Origin of the sequence: Sphingomonas sp. NIC1 (assembly GCF_001638925.1) — a bacterium.
Taxonomy (GTDB): Bacteria; Pseudomonadota; Alphaproteobacteria; order Sphingomonadales; family Sphingomonadaceae; genus Sphingomonas; species Sphingomonas aquatilis.
The window spans coordinates 2,670,416-2,694,021 of record NZ_CP015521.1; the positions used below are offsets into that span (position 1 = coordinate 2,670,416).

A 23,606-nucleotide genomic window follows, 5' to 3' on the forward strand; every position below is an offset into this window, starting at 1 on the left:
CGGTACCGGGCAAGCCGGTCAGGGCGCGCTGGGCTCGGTCGCGGCCGGTTCGGGGGCGGGGAGTGCGGACACCAGCTCCAGCTTCTGCGGCACCGTGCCAAGCTCGATCCCCGCCTCGCGCATCCGCCGCAGCAGGACGATCAGCACGTTGCTGCGGGCGCTATATGCCGCGCGCGGGCTTTCGACATGCGCGAAGCAGTTGAAGCGCACGCGTCCGTCGGCGATCCCGTCGATGAACGCCTTGGCCTCGGGCGTATCGAGGATCGCCGGTTCCGCCGCGAACGTCTCCAGCACCAGTTCGCGCACGCGATCGGCATCCGCCTCGATCGGCACGGTGAACTGCACCTGGATCCGCCCCAGCGGCGCGCTCAGCGTCTTGTTGAGTACCGATTTCGTGATCAGCTCCGAATTGGGGACGATCAGCGTCGAATGATCGGCGAGCTCGATCTCGGTCGAACGCACGTTGATGCGCTTCACGTCACCCTCGTCGGTGCCGACGCGGATCAGGTCGCCGATCTTGATCGGCCGCTCGGCGAGCAGGATCAGGCCGGATACGAAATTGGACGTGATCGCCTGCAAGCCGAAACCGATGCCGACCGACAGCGCCGACAACAGCAGCGCGATCCGCTCCATCCCGATGCCGAGCGAGGCGAGCGACCAGATGACCGCCAGCGCGATGCCCACGTAGCGCGCGACCAGCCGGATCGAATTGCGCACGCTGCCGTCGAGGTCGGTGGTCGGCAGATAGCGCTGGTCCAGCCAGCCCATGAACTGCCGCACCAGGAACAGGCCGATCGCGAGCACGGCGATGAAGCGCAGAATGCTGCCCGGCGAAATCGCGATCCCGCCGATCTGCACGCCGCGCGCAAGCCCGCTCAGCCGGTCGAGAACCGATCCGAAGCCCGCTCCGAACGGATACAGCACCAGCCCCAGCGCGATGGCGAGGATCGCCAGCCGCAGCGCCGCGGACAGCAGCACGCCGAACTGGTCCACCGCGCTGCCGCCCACGCCGACACCGTGGCGCAATGTCGTGCCGACGCGGCTGTCCCGCTGGAACAGGCTGGTCGCGACATCGTCGATGACGATCATCAGCAGATAGGTGCAGATGCCCAGCAGCGTCGCCCACAGCACGAACTGCAACACCGTCGCCGCCAGCCCGATATAGCCCGCCAGCAGCGCCAGCCCCGCGCCTGTCACGACGAGCCACAGCGCCACCGTCGCCGCGCCGACGCCGACGCTGGTCGCCGCCTCCTGCGCATCCGCGCCATTCGCCGCGGCGCGCGCGCGCAGCCGCCCGATCACCAGCAGCGTACCGCCGATCAGCAGCAGATTGGCGATCGCCTCCGCGACCTGCGACGCCAGCAATACGGGCGGGCTGGCGCCGATCGCGGTATTGAACGCATCCAGCAGGATGACGACGAAGGTCAGCGTGGCAAACACCCACACCGTCGGACGCAGCGCGGTCGCGACCGCATCGGTCAGCGGCACCACCCGCCACGATGGCTGACGCGCCATCAGGAAGGCAGCGCCCGCCGCGGCAGTGAATCCCGAAAAGCCCGCAGCGCCGATCAGCGCGTCGGCCAGCTGGCTCCAGGCGGGGGCGATCAGCGCCGCCCAGCGCAACCCCTGCACCAGCACGAAGGCGGCGGCGGTCGGCATCGCCGTGCCGATCAGCACCCGCCACATCGCATTGGCCGATCGTCGCACGCGGTGGCCCGGCGCGTCGCTGACCAGATAGCGCTGGCCGATCCCGCGCAGCCGCTGCCGGACGGGGAACAACAGCAGCAGCGCCAGCACCGCGCCGAGCAGCGCGGTCCACGGCTTGCCCGCGCGGAGCGCGACATCGCCCTGCGACCATTCGCGCCGCATCAGCGTCGCGACCCGGCGCGCATCGCGCGGCATTGCGGAGAGCAGTTCCTCCCAGAACACGGGCGAGACGGGGGAGGGCGACCGGACGGAGATGCGCTGGCCGATCTCCGCCGCCTGAGCCTCATCGATTTCGGCGACCAGCTGCCCGGCCTCCACCGCGATCAGCTGCCCGCGCTTCACCTTCGAATCGAGTGCATCGCGCGCCTGCGCCAGCGCCTTGCGTTCGGCGCGGATGTCGGGCGCTTCGGTGACGCCGGCGGCGGGCGGCCCCAGCCCGGCGATCCGGGCATCGACCAGCGCCAGTTGCCCGCGCAGCTGATCCGCCGCATCGCGCGCATCGCTCTGCGCGGCGAGCGCCCGCGTGCGCAGATCGGCCCGGCCGGCTCGATCGACCTTGCCATCGAGCGCCGAATCGACCGCGGCAAGGTCGGTCTCCGCCCCGGCGAGTTCGCGGCTCGCGGTGTCGACAGGGGAGGGTTGCGCCAGCGCCGGCATCGCCAGGGCAAGCAGCAGCATCGCCCAAACCCGCGCCACCGCCCTCATCACCCTGCCCAAGCCGCCAGCTCCCATGCGTTGCGAAGCCCGCTGCCTAGTCGAATAGGGGACGGAAAGTCACGCGGGGTGAGAGGACGGCCACGCCACCGACACCGTCACCCCGGACTTGGTCCGGGGTCCACCGGGCCGCCGGGGGTCGGCTGACCTCTTGCCGCCCCCCTGGCCGCGGAGTGGACCCCGGACCAAGTCCGGGGTGACGAACGAAAACGAACAGGCTTCCCCCAAACCCCTCACCGCCAGCCGGCATCCACCCAGTAATTATGCCCCGTACACATCTTCGCGTCATCCGACGCCAGGAACAGCACCAGCGCCGCCACGTCCTTAGGGATGATGCGCCCGTCCAGGCACTGGCCCGCAACGATCGGGGTAAGAGGACGGCCACGCCACCCACACCGTCACCCCGGACTTGGTCCGGGGTCCACCGGGCCGCACGGGGTCGGCTGGCCTCTTGCCGTCCCCCTAGCCGCGGAGCGGACCCCGGACCAAGTCCGGGTGACGAACGGAACCGAACAGGCCCTCACCGCCAGCCGGCATCCACCCAATAATTATGCCCCGTACACATCTTCGCATCATCCGACGCGAGGAACAGCACCAGCGCCGCCACGTCCTCGGGCAGGATGCGCCCGTCCAGGCACTGGCCCGCGACGATTTCCGCCTCGCCCTCCGGCGTGTACCATTTCTCTTGCCGCGGCGTCTTCACATTGCCCGGCACCACCGCATTCACGCGGATGTTGCTGCGGCCCAGATCGCGCGCCAGGCTGCGCGTCAGACCCTCGATCGCGGCCTTGGCGGTCTGGTAGACGATCAGGTCTTCGAGGCCCAAATGCCAGCTGATCGACCCGAAGTTGACGATCACCCCGCCGCCCGCCGCCTGCATCGCCGGCACCACCGCCTTGGCGGCGAAGAACTGGTGGCGCAGATTGACGTTCATCCGCTCGTCCCAATAGGCGGGCGTAACGTCGGCGACGGTGTGGCGATCGTCGTTGCCGGCGTTGTTGACCAGCACGTCGACCCCGCCCAGCGCCTCCTGCATGTCGGCGAACACCCGCGCGACCGCGTCGAGGTCGGTCAGGTCCAGCCGCCGGAACAGCGGCACATGCGCCGCGCCTGCGCTCAACCGCTCGACCAGCGCCTGCGATTCGGCCTCGGCGACGTCGACGAAGGCGACCTTCGCACCCTGCCGTACGAACGCCTCGACCAGCCCCGCGCCGATCCCCGATCCGCCGCCGGTCACGATCACGCGCCGGTCGCGCAGCGAGGGGTAGATCGCCCGAGTGTCGGTCATCGTCGTGTCGGTCATTGCAACAGCCCCCGTGCCGCCAGATTGCGGATCAGCGCACCGATCCCGAACTCCCATGCCGGCGCATCCTTCGAATGGACGACGCGATTGACCAGCCGCCCCAGCCGCGGCGTCGCGATCGCCACCGTATCGCCCACCTTGTGGGTAAAGCCCTGACCGGCGACGTCGCGGTCCTGCGTCGGCGCGAACAGCGTCCCCAGGAACAGCACGAATCCGTCGGGATAATGATGCTCGCTCAGCGCCTGTCGTTTCAGTTCTTCGGGATCGCGGCTGATCTGGCTCATCGCGCTGCTGCCATCCAGCGTATAGCCGTCGGTGCCCTCGATCCGCAGCGTGATTTCGGCAGTGCGGACGTCGTCCATCGTGAACTGGTCGTCGAACAGGCGCACGAACGCGCCGAGCGAGCAGGACGCGTTATTGTCCTTCGCCTTGCCCAGCAGCAGCGCCGATCGTCCTTCGAAATCGCGCAGGTTGACGTCATTGCCCAATGTCGCGCCCACCGCCTTGCCCTGGGCATCGACCAGCAGCACGACCTCCGGCTCCGGGTTGTTCCACGTCGAATCGGACCGCACGCCGACGTCCGCGCCCCAGCCCACCGTCGACAGCACGGGCGATTTGGTGAAGATTTCCGCATCGGGGCCGATCGCGACCTCCAGATATTGCGACCACAGGCCCTCGTCGATCAGCGCCTGCTTCAGTGCCGCGGCTTCGGGCGATCCCGGCACCACCGCGCGCATGCTGCCGCCGATCCGCCCCTCGAGTCGGCCGCGCACTTCGGCCGCCGCGCTCGAATCGCCCCGGGCGCGCTCTTCGATCACGCGCTCCATCGCCGATACCGCGAAGGTCACGCCCGCCGCCTTTACGCATTGCAGATCGATGGGGGAGAGCAGGCGGACCGGGCCGTCGACCGACAGGCCGATCGCATCCAGCGCACCGATCGCCTCGCCCGCCGCCGGATCGAAGGCGGCGGCGGAGACCAGATCGGCGACCGTCGGTGCGACGCGGCTCATGTCATGGACGATGCCGTCCACCACCAGCACGGGGCAGGGGCCTTCGCCGCGATCGATGCGGCCGATCCAGCGGCCTTCGCGCCATTCCGCGCCCAGCGCGTCGGCAGGGTCGAACACACAGGCAGTCATGGACCGGCACTCTCCTGTTATTTGTCTGTCAATTTAGCGGTTAGCGTTACCACTCGTTGTTCTCAGCCAGCCTGTCAACGCTTGCCGCCATGCCGGCCGCGGCGGATTGGGCATCGCGTGTCGTCACGGGTTGCCAATGGGGCATGTCGCTGCTAGGGGCACCGTTCGCACGGCGCGGACTCCTTGTCTGCGGCCGCATTAGCTATTGACCGGAGTGATTGGGTTTTATGCAGATCGTCGTCCGCGACAACAATGTCGACCAGGCTCTTCGCGCGCTCAAGAAGAAGCTGCAGCGTGAGGGTGTGTATCGCGAGATGAAGCTGCGCCGTCACTACGAGAAGCCGTCGGAAAAGCGTGCGCGCGAGCGTGCCGCTGCGGTCCGTCGCGCCCGCAAGCTCGAGCGCAAGCGCGCTGAGCGCGACGGCGCACGGTAAGTCATTGTAAAATCACCGGCGTGCGTGTGCGAAACACGCGCGTCGGCGTGACTTTTGCGACTTTTGAACCGGTGACGGCCGGCCCGGCACCACAGCTCCAGGTGCTCTGATGTCCACCGTCACCGCCGTTCCGCTGCAGCCCGTCAAGCGCAGCTACCTCGTCTACCTCTGGGTCGGCATCGCGCTGGCCTGCATCGCGGCGTTCGCGCTCGCGCGCCAGGGCGACGACTTCCTGACCCGCAACGCCCGGGCCCGCGGCGTCGTCACCACCCCGTCCGGCCTTCAGTACAAGGTGCTGCAGCCCGGCGCACCGGGTGCGCCCAAGCCGACCGACGCGGACGTCGCGCTGATCAACTACGAAGGCAAGCTGCTGAACGGCACGGTCTTCGACAAGTCGCAGCAGCCGACCCCCATGCCCGTCGCCGGCGTCGTCCCGGGCTTCTCCGAAGCGCTGAAGCTGATGCCCAAGGGCTCGAAGTACCGCGTGTGGATTAAGCCGTCGCTTGGCTATGGCGCCGAGACCAAGGGTCCGATCCCCGGCAATTCGACGCTCGTCTTCGACATCGACCTGATCGACTTCCTGCCGGAAGCGGTGGTCCGCCAGATGCAGATGCAGGCACAGCAGGGCGGCATGCCCGGTATGCCCGGCGCGATGCCCCCGGGTGCGGTTCCCCCGGGCGCGCAGCCCCGCCGCTAAACCGCTATTTCGGCACGTGAAAAGGGCCGGCGCTGGTATCCCCAGTGCCGGCCCTTTTCGTTTGGCTTCGTTATCGCTCGACGGATCCCTGATCGTCATTGCGAGCGTGGCGAAGCAATCCAGAGCGCCCTGATGCGTCGCTCCCGTTCGCGGTGACCGATCACCGGCTGGCGACCGGCCCGCCGCTCGCCAGGAATAGCGCCACCGTATCGCTCAGCCGCGCGCCCTTGGCCTGCACCAGCTGCGCACGCGCCTGCGCATCGGCGGCGGTGGCGTTGAGCAGCACCAGCGAATCGACTCCGCCCAGCGCCAGCTGCCGGCGGGTGAAGGTGAGGGCGCGGTTCGACGCATCGCTCGCCCGCGTCGCGGCATCCAGCGCCACGCCATCGGTCGCCAGGCCGGTCAGCGCATCGGACACGTCGCCGAACGCGGTCAGCACCGCCGTGCGATACTGCGCCTTGGCGCCGTCCAGCGCTGCTTCGGCCGCACGCTGCTGATGGCGCAGCGCGCCGGCGTGGAAGATCGGCTGGGTCAGCCCGCCGATCAGCGTCCAGAACGGATTGCCGTCCTTGAACATGTCGCCGAAGCGCTGCGCCGATCCGCCCGCGGTGCCGCTGAGCGTGATCGAGGGCAGCCGCGCCGCGATCGCGGTGCGCACGTCGGCGCCTGCGCCCTCCAGCTGCGCCGCCGCGGCGCGCACGTCGGGCCGGCGGGCGACGAGGTCGGAGGGGAGGACGGCGGGCAGGCTGGTCGGCAATTGCAGCGCCGCCAGCGTCGGCAGCGCGGGCAGCGGATCACCCGCCGGCCGGCCGAGCAGCGCGGCGATCACCACGCGCTGGTGTGCCTCCTGCCGGACGAGCGGCGGCAGCGCACCCTCCGCAATCGCGAGCGCGGTCTGCTGCGTCGCCACGTCGGCGGCGCCGATCGCGCCCAGGCGCTGGCGCTGCAACTGGCTCTTCAGGATGTCGCGATTGACCGTGATGGCGATCTGCGCCGCCTCGACCTGGTCGGCGAGCACCGCGCGCTGGACGATCGCCTGCACCAGATTGGCGACGACGCTGGCGCGCGCCGCGTCGAGCCGGTGGCGCTGCACCTCCGCCTGCGCCCGCGCCGAACGGATCTTGGATCGCACCCCGCCGAACAGATCGACCGGATAGCTGACCGCGACCTGCGCGGTGTGCAGTGTGTACAGCTGCTGGTTCTGGTCCGCGACCGCGGGCGACAGGGCATTGGAGACGCGCGTGCGCTCTGCCTGATAGCTGCCGTCGATCTGCGGCAGGGCCTGTCCGCCCGCCGCGCCTGCCAGCTCGCGCGCCTGCCGCAGCGAGGCGTCGGCGACGGCGATGTCATTGTTGCGCGCCAGCGCCTCGGCCACCAGCGCGTTGAGCTGCGGGCTGCCGAACGCCGTCCACCAGTCGGCCGCGACCGGCGCGGTGGTGAAGCCCTGCGCCGGCCCGGTCGCGGGGGCGATCGTGGCGGGCGTCGCGGCGGCGGGCAGCGGCGCATGCGCGTCGAGGTCGTGGACGGTGCTCGCGCACGCCGCGGTCGAGCAGGCGAGCAGGATGACGAGGGTGCGGGTCATGCGAGGGCCTCCTCACCGGGGGCATCGGGATTGGGCGCATCGGGATCGGGGTGCGGATGGTGGCCGACGTCGCGACCATGCGCACCGCGATCCTCGGGCGGCACGCGCTTCGAGAAGCGGTCGATCAGCACCGGCAGGATCAGCAGGATCAGCACCGGCGCCAGCGTCATGCCACCGACGACCACGAGCGCCAGCGGCTTTTGCACCTGACTGCCGATGCCGTGCGACAGCGCCGCGGGCAGCAGGCCGATCGCTGCGACCAGACAGGTCATCACGACCGGGCGCAGGCTGTGGCGCACGGTGGTGGCGAGCGCCGTCTTGCGGTCATGCCCTTCGTCGACGGCGTTGTTGTACGTCGTCACGACAAGGATGCCGTCCATCACCGCGATACCGAACAGCGCAACGAAGCCGATCGCGGACGAGATGCTGAACGCCGTGCCGGTCAAGGCCAGCGCCAGCACGCCCCCGACGACGGCGAGCGGGATCGCCGCAAAGGCGAGCAGGCTGTCGCGGATCGACCCGAAATTGGCGTAGAGCAGCAGCAGCATCAGCAACAGGCTGATCGGCACGACGATCTCCAATCGCGCGATGGCGTTGTTGAGATTGTCCAGCTCGCCCGCCCATTCCAGGTGATAGCCGCTCGGCAGATGCACGGTACGCTGGATGCGTGCGCGCGCTTCGTCCACCGCGCCGCCCAGATCGCGGCCGCGCACCGAGAATTTGATCGGGATGTAGCGTTCCTGATGCTCGCGATAGATGAACGACGCGCCGCTGGTGAGGTGGACGTTGGCGACTTCGGACAGCGGCACCTGGATCGTGGTGTTGCTGCCGTCGGTGGCGGGCGCGCCGATCGTGATGCGGCGGATCGCCTCGATCGAATCGCGTTGTTCCGATTTCAGCCGGACGATGATCGGGAAGTGGCGGTCGGTGCCGGCCTCGTACAGGTCGGCGGTCGAGCTGCCGCCGATCGCCGCCGCGACCGTCTGGTTCACGTCGTCGGGCGTCAGGCCGTAGCGGGCCGCCTTGGCGCGATCGACATCGACGCGCACGGTCGGCTGGCCCAGCGACTGGAAGACGCCCAGATCCTCGATGCCGCGGACCTTGCTCATCTGGTCCTTGATCTGGTCGGCGTATTTTTCCAGCGTCGGCAGGTCGGGTCCGAACAGCTTGATCGAATTGGCGCCCTTCACGCCGGAGGCTGCTTCCTCGACGTTATCCTCTATGTACTGTGAGAAGGAGAAGTCGACGCCGGGGAAGCGCTGTTGCAGCTTCTTCGACAATTCCTCGGTCAGCGTTTCCTTGGTCACCCCGCTGGGCCAGCTGTCGAACGGCTTCAACGGCACGAAGAATTCGGCGTTGAAGAAGCCGGTCGAATCGGTGCCGTCGTCGGGGCGACCCTGCGCCGACAGGACCGACTGGACCTCCGGATATTTCATGATGATCCGCCGCACCTCGTTGACGACCGGCTGGCCGCCTTCAAGGCTGATCGACGCAGGGAGCGTCGCGCGGATGTACATATTGCCCTCTTCGAGGTGCGGCAGGAACTCGATGCCGAGCGAGCGCACACCGACGACGGCGACCAGCAGCATCAGCACCGCACCGCCCAGCGCGATCACCCGGTTGCCCAGCGCGAAGGCGGCGGCAGGTTCGTAGACGCGGCGCAGGCGGCCGACGATCCACGTCTCTACCTCTGACAATTTGTCCGGCAGCAGCAGCGTCGCCAGCACCGGCGCGACGGTGAAGGTCGCGATCAGGCCGCCGGTGATGGCATAGGCATAGGTCTTGGCCATCGGGCCGAAGATATGGCCCTCGACGCCGGTCAGCGTGAACAGCGGCAGGAAGCTGGCGATGATGATCGCGGCGGCGAAGAAGATGCCCCGGCTGACCTCGCTCGACGCACCCAGCACCGCCGAGAAGCGGTTGGCGAGCGTGAAATGCCCTTTGCCGCTTTCCACATGCGCCGATCGCTCCACCATGTGGCGGAAGATGTTCTCGACCATGATGACGCTGGCATCGACCACCAGGCCGAAGTCGAGCGCACCGACCGACAACAGGTTGGCGCTCTCGCCCTGCAACACCAGGATCAGGATCGCGAAGGCGAGCGCAAAGGGGATGGTGGCGGCGACGATGATCGCGCTGCGCAGATTGCCCAGGAACAGCCATTGCAGCGCGAAGATCAGCAGGATGCCGACCACCATGTTTTCGAGCACGGTGTGGATGGTCAGGTTGATCAGGTCCGACCGGTCGTAGATGCGCTGCAACTGCACGCCCGGCGGCAGGATGCCGGAGGCGTTGATATCCGCGACCTCCTTCTGCACCGCTTTGATCGTCGGCATCGATTGCGCGCCGCGCTGCATCAGCACGATGCCCTGCACGATATCGTCCTGGTCGTTGTAGCCGGCGATGCCGAGCCGCGGGCTGTTGCCGATCGTGACGTGCGCCACGTCCTTCAGCAGGATCGGCTGGCCGTTGGCGCTGCCGACCAGCACGTTCTCGATGCCGCTGACCGACTGGATCAGGCCGACGCCGCGAACGATCGCGGCCTGGCTGCCGAAATTGATCGTCTGGCCGCCGACGTTGCCGTCGCTCTTGGCGATCGCCTGCAACACCTGGCTGACGGTGACATTGTGCGCGGCGAGCCGGTCGTTGTCGATCACCACGTCATACGCGCGCAGCTTGCCGCCCCAGCCGGTCACGTCGATCACGCCCGGAATGCGCTTGAAGCGGCGTTGCAGCACCCAGTCCTGCAACGTTTTCAGGTCCATCACCGAATAGCCCTTGGGCGCGGTGAGCTTGTAGCGGAAGATCTCGCCCACCGGACTCGTCGGCGACAGCGTCGGCTGCGCCCCGCCGGTCAGCGGCGGCAGCTGCGACAGGCGGTTGATGACCTGCTGCTTGGCCTGTTCGTTGGTGTAATCGTAGCTGAACTGGATCTTGATGTCGGACAGCCCGAACAGGCTGATCGCGCGGATCGCGGTCAGGTGCGGAATGCCCGCCATCTGCACCTCGATCGGGATGGTGACGTTGCGCTCCATCTCCTCCGCGGACAGCCCCTGCGTCTGCGTGATGACCTCGACCATCGGCGGGACGGGATCGGGATAGGCCTCGATATTCAGGTTGATGAAGCCGATGACGCCGGCGAGCAGCATCGTGACGAAGACGCCGACGATGAGCAGCCGCTGGCGCAGCGCGAAGGCGACGATCCGGTTCATTCGCCCAGGCCCGCTTCGTTGACGAACAGCGCGCCCGCCGTGACGATGCGCTCGCCCGGTTGCAGGCCGGACGTGATCGTGACCTTGCCGTCCTGCGCATCGCCGGTGGTGACATTGCGCGAGACGAGCAGGCCGTCGGGCCGCACGACCCAGACGCGCGCATTGTCGCCTTCATGGATCACCGCGACCGCGGGCACGATGATGGCCTTGGTCGAGGTGGCGCGGTGGATCGCGAAGCTCGCGAACATCTGGGGTTTCAGCGCCCCGTCGGGATTGGCGATCGCGGCGCGCACCGGCAGGCGGTGCGTCACGGGATCGAGCGCAGCGCCGACCAGATCGATGCGCGCGGTGAACTGGCGGCCGGGCAGGGCGGGGGTGGTGACGGTCGCGGCATCACCGACATGGATCGACGCGGCCTGCGTTTCGGGCACCTGCGCGACCAGCCAGACGCGTGAGGGGTCGGTGATCGTCATCACCGGCTTGTCGCCGCCCTGCGTCACATATTGACCGGGCGCCACGTCGCGCGAGGCGACCAGGCCGCTGATCGGCGCATGCAGCGTGGTGACGTCGTGAATGCCGGTGACTTCGCCGACACCCTCCAGCCGGTTGATCTCGCCCGGCGACTTGCCCAGCACCGCAAGCTTGTCGCGCGCCGCGCCCAGGGCTGCGGCGTTGGTGCGCGCGGCCGCCTGTGCGGCGGCGAGGTCGGCCTGTGCCTGCTGATAATCCTTCAGCGCGCCGCCAGCGGTTTCATAGATCTGCTTTTGCCGTTCCGCGGTCCGCTGCGCCGTCGCGAGCTGCGCCTGCGCATTCTGATACGCCGCGCGTGCCGCGAACAGGCCGCTGCGCGCGTCGACGAAATCGGTGGTCCGTACCAGCATCAGCGCCTGGCCCCGGCTGACGCGCTGGCCCGCATCGACCAGCACGCGCACGACCTGGCCCGAATAGGGCATGACGACTGGCGTGCTGCGATCGCCGTCCACGGTGATCGCACCGCTCGCCAGCGTCGCCGCGTCCGACAGCGAATCGCCGACGCGCATCGTCGTCAGCGCGGCCATCTGTTCGGCGCTGGGGCGGAAGGTGCCCGGCGGCGACGCGGGCGGCGGCGCCTCGTCGTGGTGAGTCAATTTGCCGATCAGCGAGACGAGCAGCCCGATGCCGATCAGCACCGCCGCGGCGATCCCCAGCCACCGCCATTGCGCCGACCGACCCAGGGTCGTGGCGGGGGGAAGCGTCTCCGGGGTATCGGTGGCGTGCATGATGCGTCTCGCAGGCAATGAGGGTGGAGCCGGTAGGCCGGCTCGCTTACAGAATGCTGACAACCTGCATTCCCCAAGTGGCGTGGCGTTTGAGGTGAAGATCGCCTGTATCCGAGCGCTAGACAAGGATTTTCTGCCGCAAGCGGCACCTGCGGTCGCGCAGACTGCTGGATCTGGACGGATCAGACCGCGAAGCCGCTGTTTCCTTGCCCAGGGGCGGCGTTTTTCAGCGCAGCGGACAGATCTGTCCAGCCGCTTTCGTTCAGTTTGAGCGTGGATCGCGATCATGCGCATAGCGGTGGCGCTCGCAATCGGCGGATAGCGGCGAGGATGGCGCGTACCATCGTGCCGGTGACAGCGACCTCGGCCAGCTGGAAGGTGATGGTGCGGGCGTGACGGACCACACGTGCCCCGATCTTGATCAGCTTCAGTTGCAGGCTGGTCAACGACCAGTCGGCCATGGCCTCGGGCAGCTCGATGCAGCGCAAGAAGGTGGCCAGGTTGTACGCCAGGGCGTGCAGTTGCAGCCGCACCTCATTGTCGCGGAACTTCCGGCACGACAGCCGCGTCCAGCGAAAGGCGTATTTGCCCTCTTTGATGTGCTGCTCGGCGGTGCCGCGCTGGTTGTAGAACCGCACCACCCAGTCCGGCTCCATCGGCAGGTTGGTGACGATGAAGCCGACACGCGGGAACAGTTCGCCCGGATGCCATTCGATCTTGGCGATCACCCGGCGTTCCTTGTCCCAGGACGCCGCCTGATACTCGAATTCCTCGAAGAACCGCTTGACCTTGGTCAGTGACGGCCGCCCGACAGGGCGCGTTAGCCGATGCGCGATCTTGTCCTTGAGGACCGCGTTTGCGGGCAGCCGGATGGCGTAGAAGAACCGCGCTTCTTCCAATCGCTCATAGATCGCCGGGATCGCGTAGGCAGCATCGGCCCGGAAGAACCTGCCACCAAGGTCGCGCTCCGCGTAGCGCGCAATGACGGGGTCGAGAACATCACGCCAGCCATCGGCGCTGTGGACGTTGCCATGGCGCAGGGCGCAGCGTTCCAGCATCCCGAACTGGTTGAACAGAAAGTTGGGGTGATAGCAGCTACAGTCGAAATGGCCATTCCAGGCGGACCCTTCCTGGTCGCCATGGGTCGGGCTGACCGAGCTGTCCATGTCCAGAACGATGTACTTCAGCCCGTTACGGTCATGGAACCGGTCGATCCATTGCCCGTTCAGGTCGGCCAGCGCGGCACGGTTCCCGGCCAGAGCCAGCGTCTCGGTCTCGAACCGTCCCATCTGCGATGCCGAGGCCGCTTGTGCATCGACCGCTCTGCCGCCGACAACTTGGCGCATGACCGGATCGCAGGCGAGACGGTTGGCGTCGTTGACATCCTCGTATCCGGCCAGCCGCCCAAAGACTGATTGCCGGAACAGGCCGTCGAGCCGATGGACCGTGTTCTTGCCAGAGCGAGTATCGCGCAGCGCCGCTGACGCCAAATCGGACAACCCGAGCGCGTCATCAAGCTCGCGCATCACCAGAAGGCCGCCGTCGGAACTGAGCTGCGTGCCGCGAAATTCCAGCCGCACGCGAGGGTCGAAATCCACCCGATCTGCCCGTTGCAAGCCCGCACCCTCTGGGTGATCCATGAAACGCGCCCCTCGCAGCCTTCAACACCATGTTTTATATAGGAAATATAATGGTCAGGACAGCGAAATCAGCGCCTTACTTGGGAAATGTGGGGACAAATGCTGCGGCGCGAAAGGGTCCGATGCGGATTTTGTTGGTGGAGGACGATCGCGGGCTGGCCGACGCCCTGACGGCGGCGATGGTGCAGCGCGGGCTGACGGTCGATCTCGCCACCGATGCCGAGGAGGCGGAGGCCTATCTGGCGACCGCCGGCCATGCCGCGGTGCTGCTCGATCTGGGCCTGCCCGACGATGACGGACTCGCGGTGCTGCGCCGCATGCGCGCGCGCGGCAACACCTGTCCCGTGCTGGTCCTCACCGCGCGCGGCGGTGTCGACGTGCGCATCCGCGGCCTCAACGACGGCGCCGACGATATTCTGGTCAAGCCGTTCGACCCGGACGAGTTGCACGCGCGCATCCTCGCGGTGTTGCGCCGGCAGGGCGGCTATCTCGGCAATGCGCTGGCGTGCGGGGCGTTGCGCTTCGACGTCGACACGCGCGTCGCCTGGGTCGGCGACCAGCGGTTGACGCTGTCGGCGCGCGAGACCGAATTGCTCGACCTGCTGCTCCGCCGTCTGGGGAAGGTGGTGCCCAAGCGCCTGGTCGAGGACCATCTGTTCGGCGTCGGCGGCGATCTCGGCTCGAACGCGGTCGAGGTCTATGTCCACCGCCTGCGCAAGCGACTGGACGATGCGGGCAGCGGCGTGCGGATCGAGACGGTGCGCGGGGTCGGCTATCTGCTCCGCCCGGCGACATGAGCAAGGGTTGGCGCCTGCGCCTGCCGCGCTCGCTGTTCGGGCAGGTGGCGCTGCTCTACGGCGCGACGGCGCTCGCCGCGGCGATCCTGCTGCCCTTCGGCACGGCGATGCTGCTCCACCAGATCGCGGGCCAATATCAGCGCGTGATGCTGGAACGGCAGGCGGATGCGGTGGCGATGCTGCTGCCCGGCGACCGGCCGCATCGCGCGGTGCGCGCGGTGGACCTGCTGGCGGGCGGATTGACGCTCGCCGTCGTCGATCGCTCGCGCCACGTGCTCGCCGAACGCGGGCCCGCGCGGCCCGAATTGGTGACGGGAATCGCGCTCGATTCGCGTACCCGGCATGTCCGCCGTGGCGCGCTCGCCGCGGTCAGCCGGCCGGTCGGCAGCCGCTGGGTCGTGGTGTCGCAGGATGCCGCCGCGCCGGAGGTGGTGACCGACGATATCGTCCGCACCTTCCTGTCACGCTTCGTATGGCTGCTGCTGCCGGTGACGCTCATCGTGCCGCTGGTCGGCGCGTGGATGGCCCGGCGCCTGACCCGGCGGATGAGCGCGGTCTCGACGATCGCCGCCGACATCGGCCCGCGCACGCTCGATCGCCGCCTGCCGCAGGGCACGTTGCCCGCCGAGGTCGAGCCGCTGGCGATCGCCACCAACGCTGCGCTCGATCGCCTTGAACAGTCGTTCGTCACCCAGGCCGCCTTCGCCGCCGACGTCGCGCACGAATTGCGCACGCCGCTGTCAGTCATCCGCCTGCGCGCCGACGGCGTTACCGATCCCGCGGTGCGCAACGCGCTGCTTGCCGAGGTGGACCGCGCCGCGCACGTAATCGCCCAATTGCTCGCGCTCGCCGATCTCGAACGCCCGCCGGAGGATGCTGGCACGCCGGTCGATCTGCTCGCGCTCGCCGAACAGGTCGTCGCCGATCGCGCACCGATCGTCATCGACGCAGGCTATCGTATCGCCCTGGAGGATCGCGGGCCGACGCCGGTCCGCGGCTATGCCCACGCCATTCAGCTTGCGGTCGAAAACCTTATCGAGAACGTCCTGCGCCACACCCCGCCGGGCACCGGCATCACCGTAGCGGTCGGGCCGGGCGCGCAGGTGCGCGTCACCGACGACGGACCACCGATCGATCCCGCCACGCTGGCGCAGATGACGCGGCGCTTCTGGCGCGGCAGCGCGACGCGCAGCGGCGGCAGCGGCCTGGGCCTCTCGATCGTCGCGCGGGTCGCGGCGGCGCACGACGGGGCGCTCCATCTGTCGACCGGGGCGAACGGCCATGGCCTTTGCGCGACATTGACGCTGGAACGGGCCGACATCGGCGACACCCGCGAACGGCCCCGCTGGCCGAATGACGGATAGCGCTTGCCCTTCAACGCGTTAAAGCAGACCCTCAGAACTTCCGCGGCGCAACGGCGTTGAGCGTGCGGTTCGGAAGGCAGGCGCCTTCGAGAATTGAGGGTCGAGTGAGGCATTCGGGGTCTAAGGCGCATCCGGCCGAACAGCTGGCGGCGATGTATGCGGCATCGTCGGTCGGGCTCGCCATACTCGATCCTAATCTGCGCTACGTCTGGGTGGACGAACGCTTCGCGCGGCTCAGTGGCGTGTCGGTTGCCGATCATATCGGGCGCACCGTGGGTGAGATCACGCCCGACCGTGCCGACTCTGCCATAGCGCTCGCCGCCCGGGTTCTGGCGGGCGAAACGGTCAAGGGGCTCGAAATGACCGGCCCCGACGGCACCAGTATGTGGCGGCAGAACTGGCTGCCGATCCGTGACGACGCCGGCCAACTCACCGGTATTGGCGTGTCGGTGCAGGATGTGACGGAGGAACGTCGCGCCGAACGCGCCATCGCCACGCTCAACCGGATCAACACCGCGCTTGCGGCCGAACACGATCTCGAACGGCTGGTGCAGATGGTCACCGATGCCGGGGTCGAGCTGACCGGCGCGTCGGTCGGCGCGTTCTTCCATAACGTCATGGACGACAGCGGCGAACGGCTGCACCTGTTCACGCTGTCGGGCGGCGAACGCGGCGACTTCATCCGGCTGGGCCGTCCGCGTGGCACTAACGTGCTGGGCCCGATCTTCCGCAATGAGGTGATCCGGTCGGGCAACATCACCCGCGATCCCCGCTACGGCGCTAACGCGCCCTATGCCGGCATGCCGCCGGGCCATCCCGAGGTGACGAGCTACCTCGCCGTACCGGTGGTGTCGCGGCACGGGCAGGTGTTGGGCGGCCTGCTGTTCGGCCACCCCCATGCCGACCGCTTCTCGCAGCGTCACGAGGACCTGATCCTCGGCCTAGCTGCGCAGGCGGCGGTGGCGATCGAAAACGCGCGTCTGCTCGCCGCGGTCCAGTCCGCGAACGAACGGCTCGAACGGCGGGTCGAGGAACGCACCGCCGAGCGCGACCGCGTCTGGAACCTCTCGCGCGACCTTCTCGTGGTGGTCGAACCCGATGGCCGGTTCCGCTCGGTCAACCCCGCCTGGACCGCGCTATTCGGCCATTCGCAGCACGACGTCGCGGGGCGGCCCGTAACGGACTTCGTCCACCCCGACGATATCGCCATGACCCAGGCGGCGCTCGCGGCGGCGGCGTCCGGCGCCGACGTACCGGTCGTCGAAAACCGCTATCTCGCCCATGACGGATCGCTGCGCTGGATCTCCTGGCTGACCTCGACCGAAGGCGGCCTGATCTATGGTTCGGGCCGCGACGTGACCGAGGCGCGGCGGAAGGACGAGGCGCTGCAACGCACCGAAGAGGCGCTGCGGCAGAGCCAGAAGATGGAGGCGATCGGCCAGCTGACCGGCGGCGTCGCGCACGATTTCAACAATCTGCTGACGCCGATCCTCGGCGGTCTTGATTTCCTGCGCCGCAAGCTCCCCGACGGCGACCGCAGCCTCCGCCTGCTGGACGGCGCGATCCAGTCCGCCGAGCGCGCCAGCACCCTGGTGCAGCGCCTGCTCGCCTTCGCGCGGCGCCAGCCGTTGCAGCCCGATGCGGTCGATCTGGTCGCCCTGACGCGCGACATGGCGGCGCTGCTCACGACGACGGTCGGCCCGCAGATCCAGCTGGTCATCGACGCGCCCGAACGGCTGCTGCCCGCGATCGCCGATCGCAACCAGATCGAAATGGCGCTCCTCAACCTCGCCGTAAATGCCCGCGACGCGATGCCGAGCGGCGGCGTGATGCGCGTCGCTTTGGGGCACACGCACCTGACAGAGGCGGAAGACCCGCTCGCACCCGGCGACTATGTCTGTCTCAGCGTCTCTGACACCGGCCACGGCATGGACGCCGCCACGCTCGCCCGCGCGATCGAGCCGTTCTTTTCCACCAAGGGCGTCGGCCGCGGCACCGGGCTTGGCCTGTCGATGGTCCATGGTCTCGCCAGCCAGCTCGGCGGCACGTTCCGGCTCGCCAGTACGCCGGGGGCGGGGACGGTCGCCGAATTGTGGCTGCCGGCCAGCCCCGTGTCCGTCGCGCCCGCTCCTGACGCGGCCGGCGCGGCGCCGGTGCATGGCGCGGGCTGTGTATTGCTGGTCGACGACGAGGGCGCGGTACGGGCCGCGGCGGCGCAGATGCTGCACGATATCGGCTATCGCGTGGTCGAGGCGGACAGTGCGGACGCGGCGCTGCGCCTGATGCGCGACGGCCTGTCGCCCGACCTGCTCGTGTCGGACCATCTGATGCCCGGCATGACCGGCACCGAATTGGCGCGCCGCCTGCGCGCCGACCGGCCCTATCTGGGCGTGCTGATCGTCTCGGGCTATGCCGATGTCGAGACGCTCTCGCCCGATCTCGCCCATCTCCCCAAGCCGTTCCGCGAGGCCGATCTCGCCGCGGCACTGGCGGGCCCCAAGGTGTTCGCCGCCCCGATGCGCGAGCCCGAGCTTGGCGTCGAGGCCGCGTCGCCGCGTGTGTAACCTCGCCCGGCGATCGGCTACACCCGATCGCTAAACATTCTTCGCGCCTCAGGATTTCTCATGCCCGTCACCGACATCGCCACGCGCGTCTACAATCACGGCTGGCGGCTGGACCCGGTGGTGCGCAGCCTGCTCGACACCGATTTCTACAAATTGCTGATGCTGCAGCTCATCTGGCAACGGCATGCCGACGTGCAGGCGACCTTCGCGCTGATCAACCGCACCACGTCGGTGCGCCTCGGTGCGGTGATCGACGAACGCGAGCTGCGCGAACAGCTCGATCATGCCCGGTCGCTGCGCTTCTCGAAGCGTGAGCTGATCTGGCTCGCCGGCAACAGCTTCTACGGCAAGCAGCGTATGTTCGCCCCCGATTTCCTCGCCTGGCTCGCCGACTTCCGCCTGCCCGATTACGAGCTGCGCACCGTCGATGGCCAGTTCGAACTCCATTTCGACGGGCCCTGGACACACACGACGATGTGGGAAATCCCGGCGCTCGCCATCGTCAACGAACTGCGCTCGCGCGCCGCGCTGAAGGGCAGGGGGCGGTTCGAGCTCGACATCCTCTATGCCCGCGCCAAAGCGAAATTGTGGGACAAGGTGGAGCGGTTGCGCGCCATCCCCGATCTCGTCCTGTCCGACTTCGGGACGCGCCGGCGCCACGGCTTCCTGTGGCAGCGCTGGTGCGTCGAGGCGGTGAAGGAAGGGCTGGGCAGCCGCTTCATCGGCACCTCCAACGTCCTGCTCGCGATGGACAACGACCTGGAAGCGATCGGCACCAACGCGCACGAACTGCCGATGGTGCTGGCGGCGCTGGCGGACGACGATGCCGGGGTCGCCGCCGCGCCCTATCGCGTGCTGGAGGAATGGCGTGCGCATTACGACGGCAATCTTCTGATCGCGCTGCCCGACGCCTTCGGCACCGCGGCCTTTCTGCGGCACGCCCCCGACTGGCTGGCCGACTGGACCGGCTTCCGCCCCGATTCGATGCCGCCGATCGAGGGTGGCGAACAGATCATGGCCTGGTGGCAGGCGCATGGCGTCGACCCGCGCCAGCGGCTGCTGATCTTTTCGGACGGGATGGACGTCGACAGTATCGAGGCGACCGCGCGCCACTTTCGCGGCCGGGTGCGGACCAGCTTCGGCTGGGGCACGAACCTCACCAACGACTTCCGCGGCTGCGACCCTGAGGGCGGCCATGCACTCGAACCCATTTCGCTGGTCGCGAAGGTCATCGCCGCCAACGGCCGCCCGGCGGTGAAACTCTCGGACAATCCCGCCAAGGCGACCGGCGATCCTGCTGAAATCGCCCGCTATCGTCGCATCTTCGGTGATGAGGGCCGGCCGGCGCGCAGCGTCACGGTGTGACGCCGCCGGTGCGTCGCCGCGATCGCGACCACGCGGGATTGGTCCGTTTTGCACAAAATGTTAAGACGCGCCGGGTATGGGTCTCGCCGGAACGGAGTTGGTTGTGTCGGTCATCGGGACATTCCTGCGCAGGGCAGAGCGGGCGTTCGATCGCGCGCTGGGTGTCCCACGTGATGATATAGCGTTGCGCGCCGATCTGATCGACACGATGATGCTGCGCCCCGTCGGCGTCTTGACCGCAAGCCTCGGCTTTCTGCTGATGAGCGCTTCGGCCTGCTGGTTCGCACGGACCGGCTGGGCCGTCGCCTGGCTCGTCACGGATCTTGTCCTGCTCGCGGCGCGCATCGTGCCGGCGTGGATCGCGTGGCGGACGAACAGCCGGGTGCCCTATCGCATCGCCCGCATCATCCTCCTGCTCGCCAGCCTGATGTTCGCGACGTTCGGCGTCGGCTGCGCGTTCAGCTTCGCCACCGGCATCCAGGAATTGCAGCTGGCCGCGACGATGGCGGTCATGGCGTTGTTCACTGGCCTTGCGATCCGCTGGGCAGCCCTGCCGCGGCTCAGCATCGCGATGCACGTCGTCGTGGGCGCGCCGATGGCCTGCGCACTCGCCGGGATCGGCGCGTTCGTGCTCCTGCTGTTCGCGGTGCTCGCGATCGGGTCGATCGTGCTGACCATCCAGAACAATCGCACGCTGCTGGCGGTCCTCGCCGCCAAGCGCCAGGCGCAGCAGCTCGCGCGCACCGACGTGCTGACGCAGCTGGTCAACCGCGCGGGCCTCGATATCGAGCTCGAACGCCTGGCCGGCACCAGCACCCGATCCGTGTCGCTGCTGTTCCTCGACCTCGACGGGTTCAAGGGCATCAACGATCGCTACGGCCATGCCGCGGGCGATCGGCTGCTGGTGGAGATCGGCGCCCGGCTGCGTGCGGTGGCCGGGGAACAGGTGGTGGCGCGGCTAGGCGGCGACGAGTTCGTGATCGTCCTGCCCGATGCCGGCGCCCAGATGGCAGAAGTCATGGCCGCCGCCGTACGCGAAGCCATCACCCGCCCGATCCATCTGCGCGAACACGGCGCCCTGGTCAGCGTCGGCGTCAGCCTCGGCTGCGCCAGCGGCTCGCTCGCGGTCGACGGCGCCGCGCGGCTGCTCGCCGATGCCGACGCCGCGCTCTATGCCGCCAAGCGCCGCCGCCACCGACAGGCCGCCCGTCAGGCCGCGCCGCGTAACGCGGCCTGACGCTACCGCCTACAGCGTCTTTTCGTACACGGTGTAGGTCTTGTTGAACCGGCTCTGGATCGTCTCGGCGATCGAGCGCATCCCCTGATTGTCCTCCAGGATCCAGCCGATCTCGCCGCGGCTCGCGCCATAGCGCTCCACCGAGGCGCGGCGGATATATTCGATCATCATGAAGGCGAGCTGGCTCGCCATCCGCGACGATTGCAGCTCCTTCACCACGCCCATCAGCGGCACGCGCATCGTCCGCACCTTCGGATGGCGCAGCCACAGCAACAGCTTCGCCCAGCCGAACGGCAGCAGCGACCCGTTCAGCGGCTTGATCGCCTCGTTGAGGTCGGGAAGCGTGATCATGAACGCCACCGGCTTGCCGTCCAGCTCGGCGATGCGGATCAGGTCGTTGAACACGATCGGCTTCAGCTTGACGCCGACGTCCTTGATCTCGGGCGGGGTGAGGGGGACGAACCCCCAATTGTCGCTCCACGCATCGTTCAGGATGGCGAGGATGATCGCCGCCTCTTCTTCGAACTTACGCTTGTCGACCTCGCGCACGACGATGCGCGGATTGTTCTCGCCCGACTTGATGATCCGTTTGACGATCGGCGGGAATTCCTGGGTGATATCCAGCTCATAGGTGAAGAGCTGCTTGGCCGCCGTATAGCCCGCGCGCTCGATCCACCCCTGATACTCGGGCTTGGCATGGCCCATCATGATCGTCGGCGCATGGTCGAAACCCTGCACCAGCAGGCCCGGCTCTTCCCAGATCGATTGCGAGATCGGCCCCAGCGCGCGCGTGATGCCCTGCGCGCGCAGCCAGTCCTCGGCCTTGGCGAGCAGCGCGACGAAGATATCCTCGCGCTCGGCGTCCATCAGGCCCCATTGGCCGACGCCGGGGCCGAAGCCCTGCACTGCCGGCATGGTCAGCGCCAGCGTATCGATATGCGCAGAGATGCGCCCGACCACGCGGCCGCCCTCGCGCGCCAGGAACAGCTGCGCCTTGGCGTGACTGTACCAGCCGTTCTTTTCGGGCGTGATCAGGCCCAGCGCCTCGCCCTTCAGCGGCGGCACCCAATTGGGATCGTCCTTGTAAAGCCGGAACGGCAGGTCGACGAACGCCTTCCGGTCGCTCTTGCTGGTGACGGGCGTAATCGTCAGGTCGCTCAACATATCCCTCCCATGTCGGACCATGCACTCCATTCAGTCCTCCCCCGCCAGGGGGAGGTGGCATGCCGTGAGGCATGACGGAGGGGGAGGTTAGGGAAGCGCCTCGTAACCGAGGACATTCCTGTCCGCCCCCTCCGTCACCGCCTTCGGCGGCGCCACCTCCCCCTGGCGGGGGAGGACCAAGCTGCGGCGCCGAACATCGGTCGGCTCTAGCACGTCGGGCAACGGGGTCGAGTGACGATTCCGTCATCTGTGATCGAGAGGTTGCACCGTCGCACGCCTGTAAATGCCACGCTGTCGCCACTATCTACGGGCAATGGACCACGCCATGGAAAGCTCGCTGACCCTCTCGCGCAGCCCCGCTCCGGCGGCAGCCGCCGCGCGGACCCCGCGTCCGCGGATCGCCGACGACAAGGCGATGCTGCGCGCCGCTGCCGAACTGACGCGTGACCTCATCGCGCCGCGCCCCGGCATCTACTGGGCCGATCTGATCGCTTCGGCAGTGATCGGCTATGGCGCGCTGGCGGTTGCGGTGACGGTGCAGGGCACCGGTTGGGTCGTGCTGGCCGCGGTGGTGTCGGCGCTGGCGCTGTACCGCGCGCTCAGCTTCATCCACGAAGTCAGCCACATGAAGCACAGTGCCTTGCCGCGCTTCCGTGGCGGCTGGAACGCGCTGGTCGGCGTGCCGATGCTCACCCCCAGCTTCATGTACGAAGGCGTGCATAACCTGCACCATGCCAAGACGCGCTACGGCACGTCGGAGGATCCCGAGTATCTGCCGCTCGCGCTGATGAAGCCGTGGACGCTGCCCGCCTTCGTCGTCATTTCCGCGCTCGCGCCGGTCGGTCTGCTGATCCGCTATGCGATCCTGTCGCCGATCTCGCTGCTGTCGCCCAAGCTGCGCACGACGATCGTCGAACGCTATTCGGCGCTGGCGATCAACCCGTCCTTCCGCCGCCGCGCGCCGGAAGGCGAGGCGAAGCTGCTGTGGAACCGCGTGGAAACCGCCGCCAGCCTGTGGGCGATCGCGATCGTCGTGCTGACCGCGACCGGCGTCTTCTCACTGCGTGGCGTGCTGATCGCGCTGGCGATCGGTTCGGGCGTCGCGGTGGTCAATCAGGTGCGCACGCTCGTGGCGCATCTGTGGGAAAATGACGGCGAGCCGATGAGCGTCACCGCGCAATATCTCGACTCGGTCAACGTGCCTCCGCCCGCGCTGTTGCCGGCTTTGTGGGCGCCTGTCGGCCTGCGTTACCACGCGCTGCACCACCTGCTGCCCAGCCTGCCGTACCATTCGCTGGGCGAGGCGCACCGCCGCATCACCGCCGCGCTGGAGCAGGACTCGCCCTATCACAAGGCGAGCTACGCCGGCCTGCCGGGCCTTGTGAACAAGATCGTGCGGAGCACTTTCGTCGCCCGCTGAACCGGCGT

16 protein-coding genes and 1 pseudogene are annotated in these 23,606 nt (G+C 68.2%); 8 read left to right on the plus strand and 9 right to left on the minus strand.

From position 1 onward, the window contains the following. Positions 1–18 precede the first annotated feature (18 nt). The 4 genes and pseudogenes from A7E77_RS12645 to A7E77_RS12655 all read right to left on the minus strand — a co-directional run bounded on the left by A7E77_RS12645 (position 19) and on the right by A7E77_RS12655 (position 4,863). A complete protein-coding gene (locus A7E77_RS12645) occupies positions 19–2,385 on the minus strand; it encodes a DUF3772 domain-containing protein (RefSeq protein ID WP_078462292.1) in 2,367 nt (788 codons plus the stop codon). Between the two features lie 269 nt (positions 2,386–2,654). Beyond that, positions 2,655–2,744, minus strand: a pseudogene (locus tag A7E77_RS17415) (SDR family oxidoreductase); the annotation flags it as partial. Positions 2,745–2,941: 197 nt separating this feature from the next. Further along, positions 2,942–3,724 (minus strand): SDR family NAD(P)-dependent oxidoreductase, encoded by a 783-nt coding sequence (locus tag A7E77_RS12650; protein ID WP_063688344.1) that lies wholly within the window; start codon positions 3,722–3,724, stop codon positions 2,942–2,944. Then, positions 3,721–4,863, minus strand: a complete 1,143-nt coding sequence (locus A7E77_RS12655; RefSeq protein WP_063688349.1) for a fumarylacetoacetate hydrolase family protein — start codon at positions 4,861–4,863, stop codon at positions 3,721–3,723. Before A7E77_RS12655 ends, A7E77_RS12650 begins: the two co-directional genes overlap by 4 nt. 227 nt (positions 4,864–5,090) lie before the next feature. Between A7E77_RS12655 and rpsU the strand changes: the two genes are divergently transcribed. Together rpsU and A7E77_RS12665 are read left to right on the plus strand one after the other, a co-directional pair. After that, entirely contained in the window at positions 5,091–5,297 is a 207-nt protein-coding gene (gene rpsU / locus A7E77_RS12660; protein WP_017978269.1) for a 30S ribosomal protein S21, read from the plus strand. 109 nt (positions 5,298–5,406) lie between these two features. Then, positions 5,407–5,994 (plus strand): FKBP-type peptidyl-prolyl cis-trans isomerase, encoded by a 588-nt coding sequence (locus tag A7E77_RS12665; protein WP_017978270.1) that lies wholly within the window; start codon positions 5,407–5,409, stop codon positions 5,992–5,994. 160 nt (positions 5,995–6,154) lie between these two features. Here A7E77_RS12665 and A7E77_RS12670 read toward each other — a convergent pair whose 3' ends face one another. From A7E77_RS12670 to A7E77_RS12685, 4 genes are all read right to left on the minus strand, one after another. Next, positions 6,155–7,576 carry an efflux transporter outer membrane subunit gene (locus A7E77_RS12670; protein ID WP_063688351.1) on the minus strand — a complete coding sequence of 474 codons (1,422 nt, stop codon included), beginning with the start codon at positions 7,574–7,576 and terminating at the stop codon, positions 6,155–6,157. Next, positions 7,573–10,788, minus strand: coding sequence for an efflux RND transporter permease subunit (locus A7E77_RS12675; RefSeq protein ID WP_017978272.1), 3,216 nt, complete (start codon positions 10,786–10,788; stop codon positions 7,573–7,575). The genes A7E77_RS12670 and A7E77_RS12675 overlap by 4 nt, the downstream gene beginning before the upstream one ends. After that, the gene (locus A7E77_RS12680) at positions 10,785–12,047 is read right to left on the minus strand and encodes an efflux RND transporter periplasmic adaptor subunit (protein ID WP_063688353.1); all 1,263 of its coding nucleotides are present in this window, start codon (positions 12,045–12,047) and stop codon (positions 10,785–10,787) included. The genes A7E77_RS12675 and A7E77_RS12680 overlap by 4 nt, the downstream gene beginning before the upstream one ends. Before the next feature lie 284 nt (positions 12,048–12,331). Continuing rightward, positions 12,332–13,687 carry an IS1380-like element IS1247 family transposase gene (locus tag A7E77_RS12685; RefSeq protein ID WP_006473457.1) on the minus strand — a complete coding sequence of 452 codons (1,356 nt, stop codon included), beginning with the start codon at positions 13,685–13,687 and terminating at the stop codon, positions 12,332–12,334. Positions 13,688–13,809: 122 nt separating this feature from the next. Here A7E77_RS12685 and A7E77_RS12690 point away from each other — a divergent pair, with 122 nt between their 5' ends. The 5 genes from A7E77_RS12690 to A7E77_RS12710 all read left to right on the plus strand — a co-directional run bounded on the left by A7E77_RS12690 (position 13,810) and on the right by A7E77_RS12710 (position 21,014). Beyond that, entirely contained in the window at positions 13,810–14,484 is a 675-nt protein-coding gene (locus A7E77_RS12690; RefSeq protein ID WP_043060152.1) for a response regulator transcription factor, read from the plus strand. Further along, positions 14,481–15,848 carry a sensor histidine kinase gene (locus A7E77_RS12695; protein WP_063688355.1) on the plus strand — a complete coding sequence of 456 codons (1,368 nt, stop codon included), beginning with the start codon at positions 14,481–14,483 and terminating at the stop codon, positions 15,846–15,848. The genes A7E77_RS12690 and A7E77_RS12695 overlap by 4 nt, the downstream gene beginning before the upstream one ends. Positions 15,849–15,952: 104 nt before the next feature. Next, a complete protein-coding gene (locus tag A7E77_RS12700) occupies positions 15,953–18,412 on the plus strand; it encodes a PAS domain-containing protein (protein ID WP_226341741.1) in 2,460 nt (819 codons plus the stop codon). 60 nt (positions 18,413–18,472) lie between these two features. Continuing rightward, positions 18,473–19,777 carry a nicotinate phosphoribosyltransferase gene (gene pncB / locus A7E77_RS12705; RefSeq protein ID WP_063688359.1) on the plus strand — a complete coding sequence of 435 codons (1,305 nt, stop codon included), beginning with the start codon at positions 18,473–18,475 and terminating at the stop codon, positions 19,775–19,777. Positions 19,778–19,961: 184 nt separating this feature from the next. After that, complete coding sequence (locus A7E77_RS12710) at positions 19,962–21,014, plus strand: sensor domain-containing diguanylate cyclase (RefSeq protein WP_063688360.1); 1,053 nt, start codon at positions 19,962–19,964, stop codon at positions 21,012–21,014. A gap of 9 nt (positions 21,015–21,023) precedes the next feature. Here the strand turns inward: A7E77_RS12710 and A7E77_RS12715 are convergent, their stop codons facing one another. Beyond that, positions 21,024–22,178, minus strand: a complete 1,155-nt coding sequence (locus tag A7E77_RS12715) for a hypothetical protein (RefSeq protein WP_063688361.1) — start codon at positions 22,176–22,178, stop codon at positions 21,024–21,026. Between the two features lie 325 nt (positions 22,179–22,503). Between A7E77_RS12715 and A7E77_RS12720 the strand changes: the two genes are divergently transcribed. After that, positions 22,504–23,598: a fatty acid desaturase family protein gene (locus A7E77_RS12720; protein WP_063689947.1), complete on the plus strand. Its 1,095-nt coding sequence runs from the start codon at positions 22,504–22,506 to the stop codon at positions 23,596–23,598. The last annotated feature ends 8 nt before the right edge of the window (positions 23,599–23,606 follow it).

Coding starts and splice junctions, on each gene's coding strand:
- A7E77_RS12645 (WP_078462292.1), bottom strand. CDS start 2,385: ATGCTGCTGCTTGCCCTGGCGATGCCGGCGCTGGCGCAACCCTCCCCT.
- A7E77_RS12650 (WP_063688344.1), bottom strand. CDS start 3,724: ATGACCGACACGACGATGACCGACACTCGGGCGATCTACCCCTCGCTG.
- A7E77_RS12655 (WP_063688349.1), bottom strand. CDS start 4,863: ATGACTGCCTGTGTGTTCGACCCTGCCGACGCGCTGGGCGCGGAATGG.
- rpsU (WP_017978269.1), top strand. CDS start 5,091: ATGCAGATCGTCGTCCGCGACAACAATGTCGACCAGGCTCTTCGCGCG.
- A7E77_RS12665 (WP_017978270.1), top strand. CDS start 5,407: ATGTCCACCGTCACCGCCGTTCCGCTGCAGCCCGTCAAGCGCAGCTAC.
- A7E77_RS12670 (WP_063688351.1), bottom strand. CDS start 7,576: ATGACCCGCACCCTCGTCATCCTGCTCGCCTGCTCGACCGCGGCGTGC.
- A7E77_RS12675 (WP_017978272.1), bottom strand. CDS start 10,788: ATGAACCGGATCGTCGCCTTCGCGCTGCGCCAGCGGCTGCTCATCGTC.
- A7E77_RS12680 (WP_063688353.1), bottom strand. CDS start 12,047: ATGCACGCCACCGATACCCCGGAGACGCTTCCCCCCGCCACGACCCTG.
- A7E77_RS12685 (WP_006473457.1), bottom strand. CDS start 13,687: ATGGATCACCCAGAGGGTGCGGGCTTGCAACGGGCAGATCGGGTGGAT.
- A7E77_RS12690 (WP_043060152.1), top strand. CDS start 13,810: ATGCGGATTTTGTTGGTGGAGGACGATCGCGGGCTGGCCGACGCCCTG.
- A7E77_RS12695 (WP_063688355.1), top strand. CDS start 14,481: ATGAGCAAGGGTTGGCGCCTGCGCCTGCCGCGCTCGCTGTTCGGGCAG.
- pncB (WP_063688359.1), top strand. CDS start 18,473: ATGCCCGTCACCGACATCGCCACGCGCGTCTACAATCACGGCTGGCGG.
- A7E77_RS12715 (WP_063688361.1), bottom strand. CDS start 22,178: ATGTTGAGCGACCTGACGATTACGCCCGTCACCAGCAAGAGCGACCGG.
- A7E77_RS12720 (WP_063689947.1), top strand. CDS start 22,504: ATGGAAAGCTCGCTGACCCTCTCGCGCAGCCCCGCTCCGGCGGCAGCC.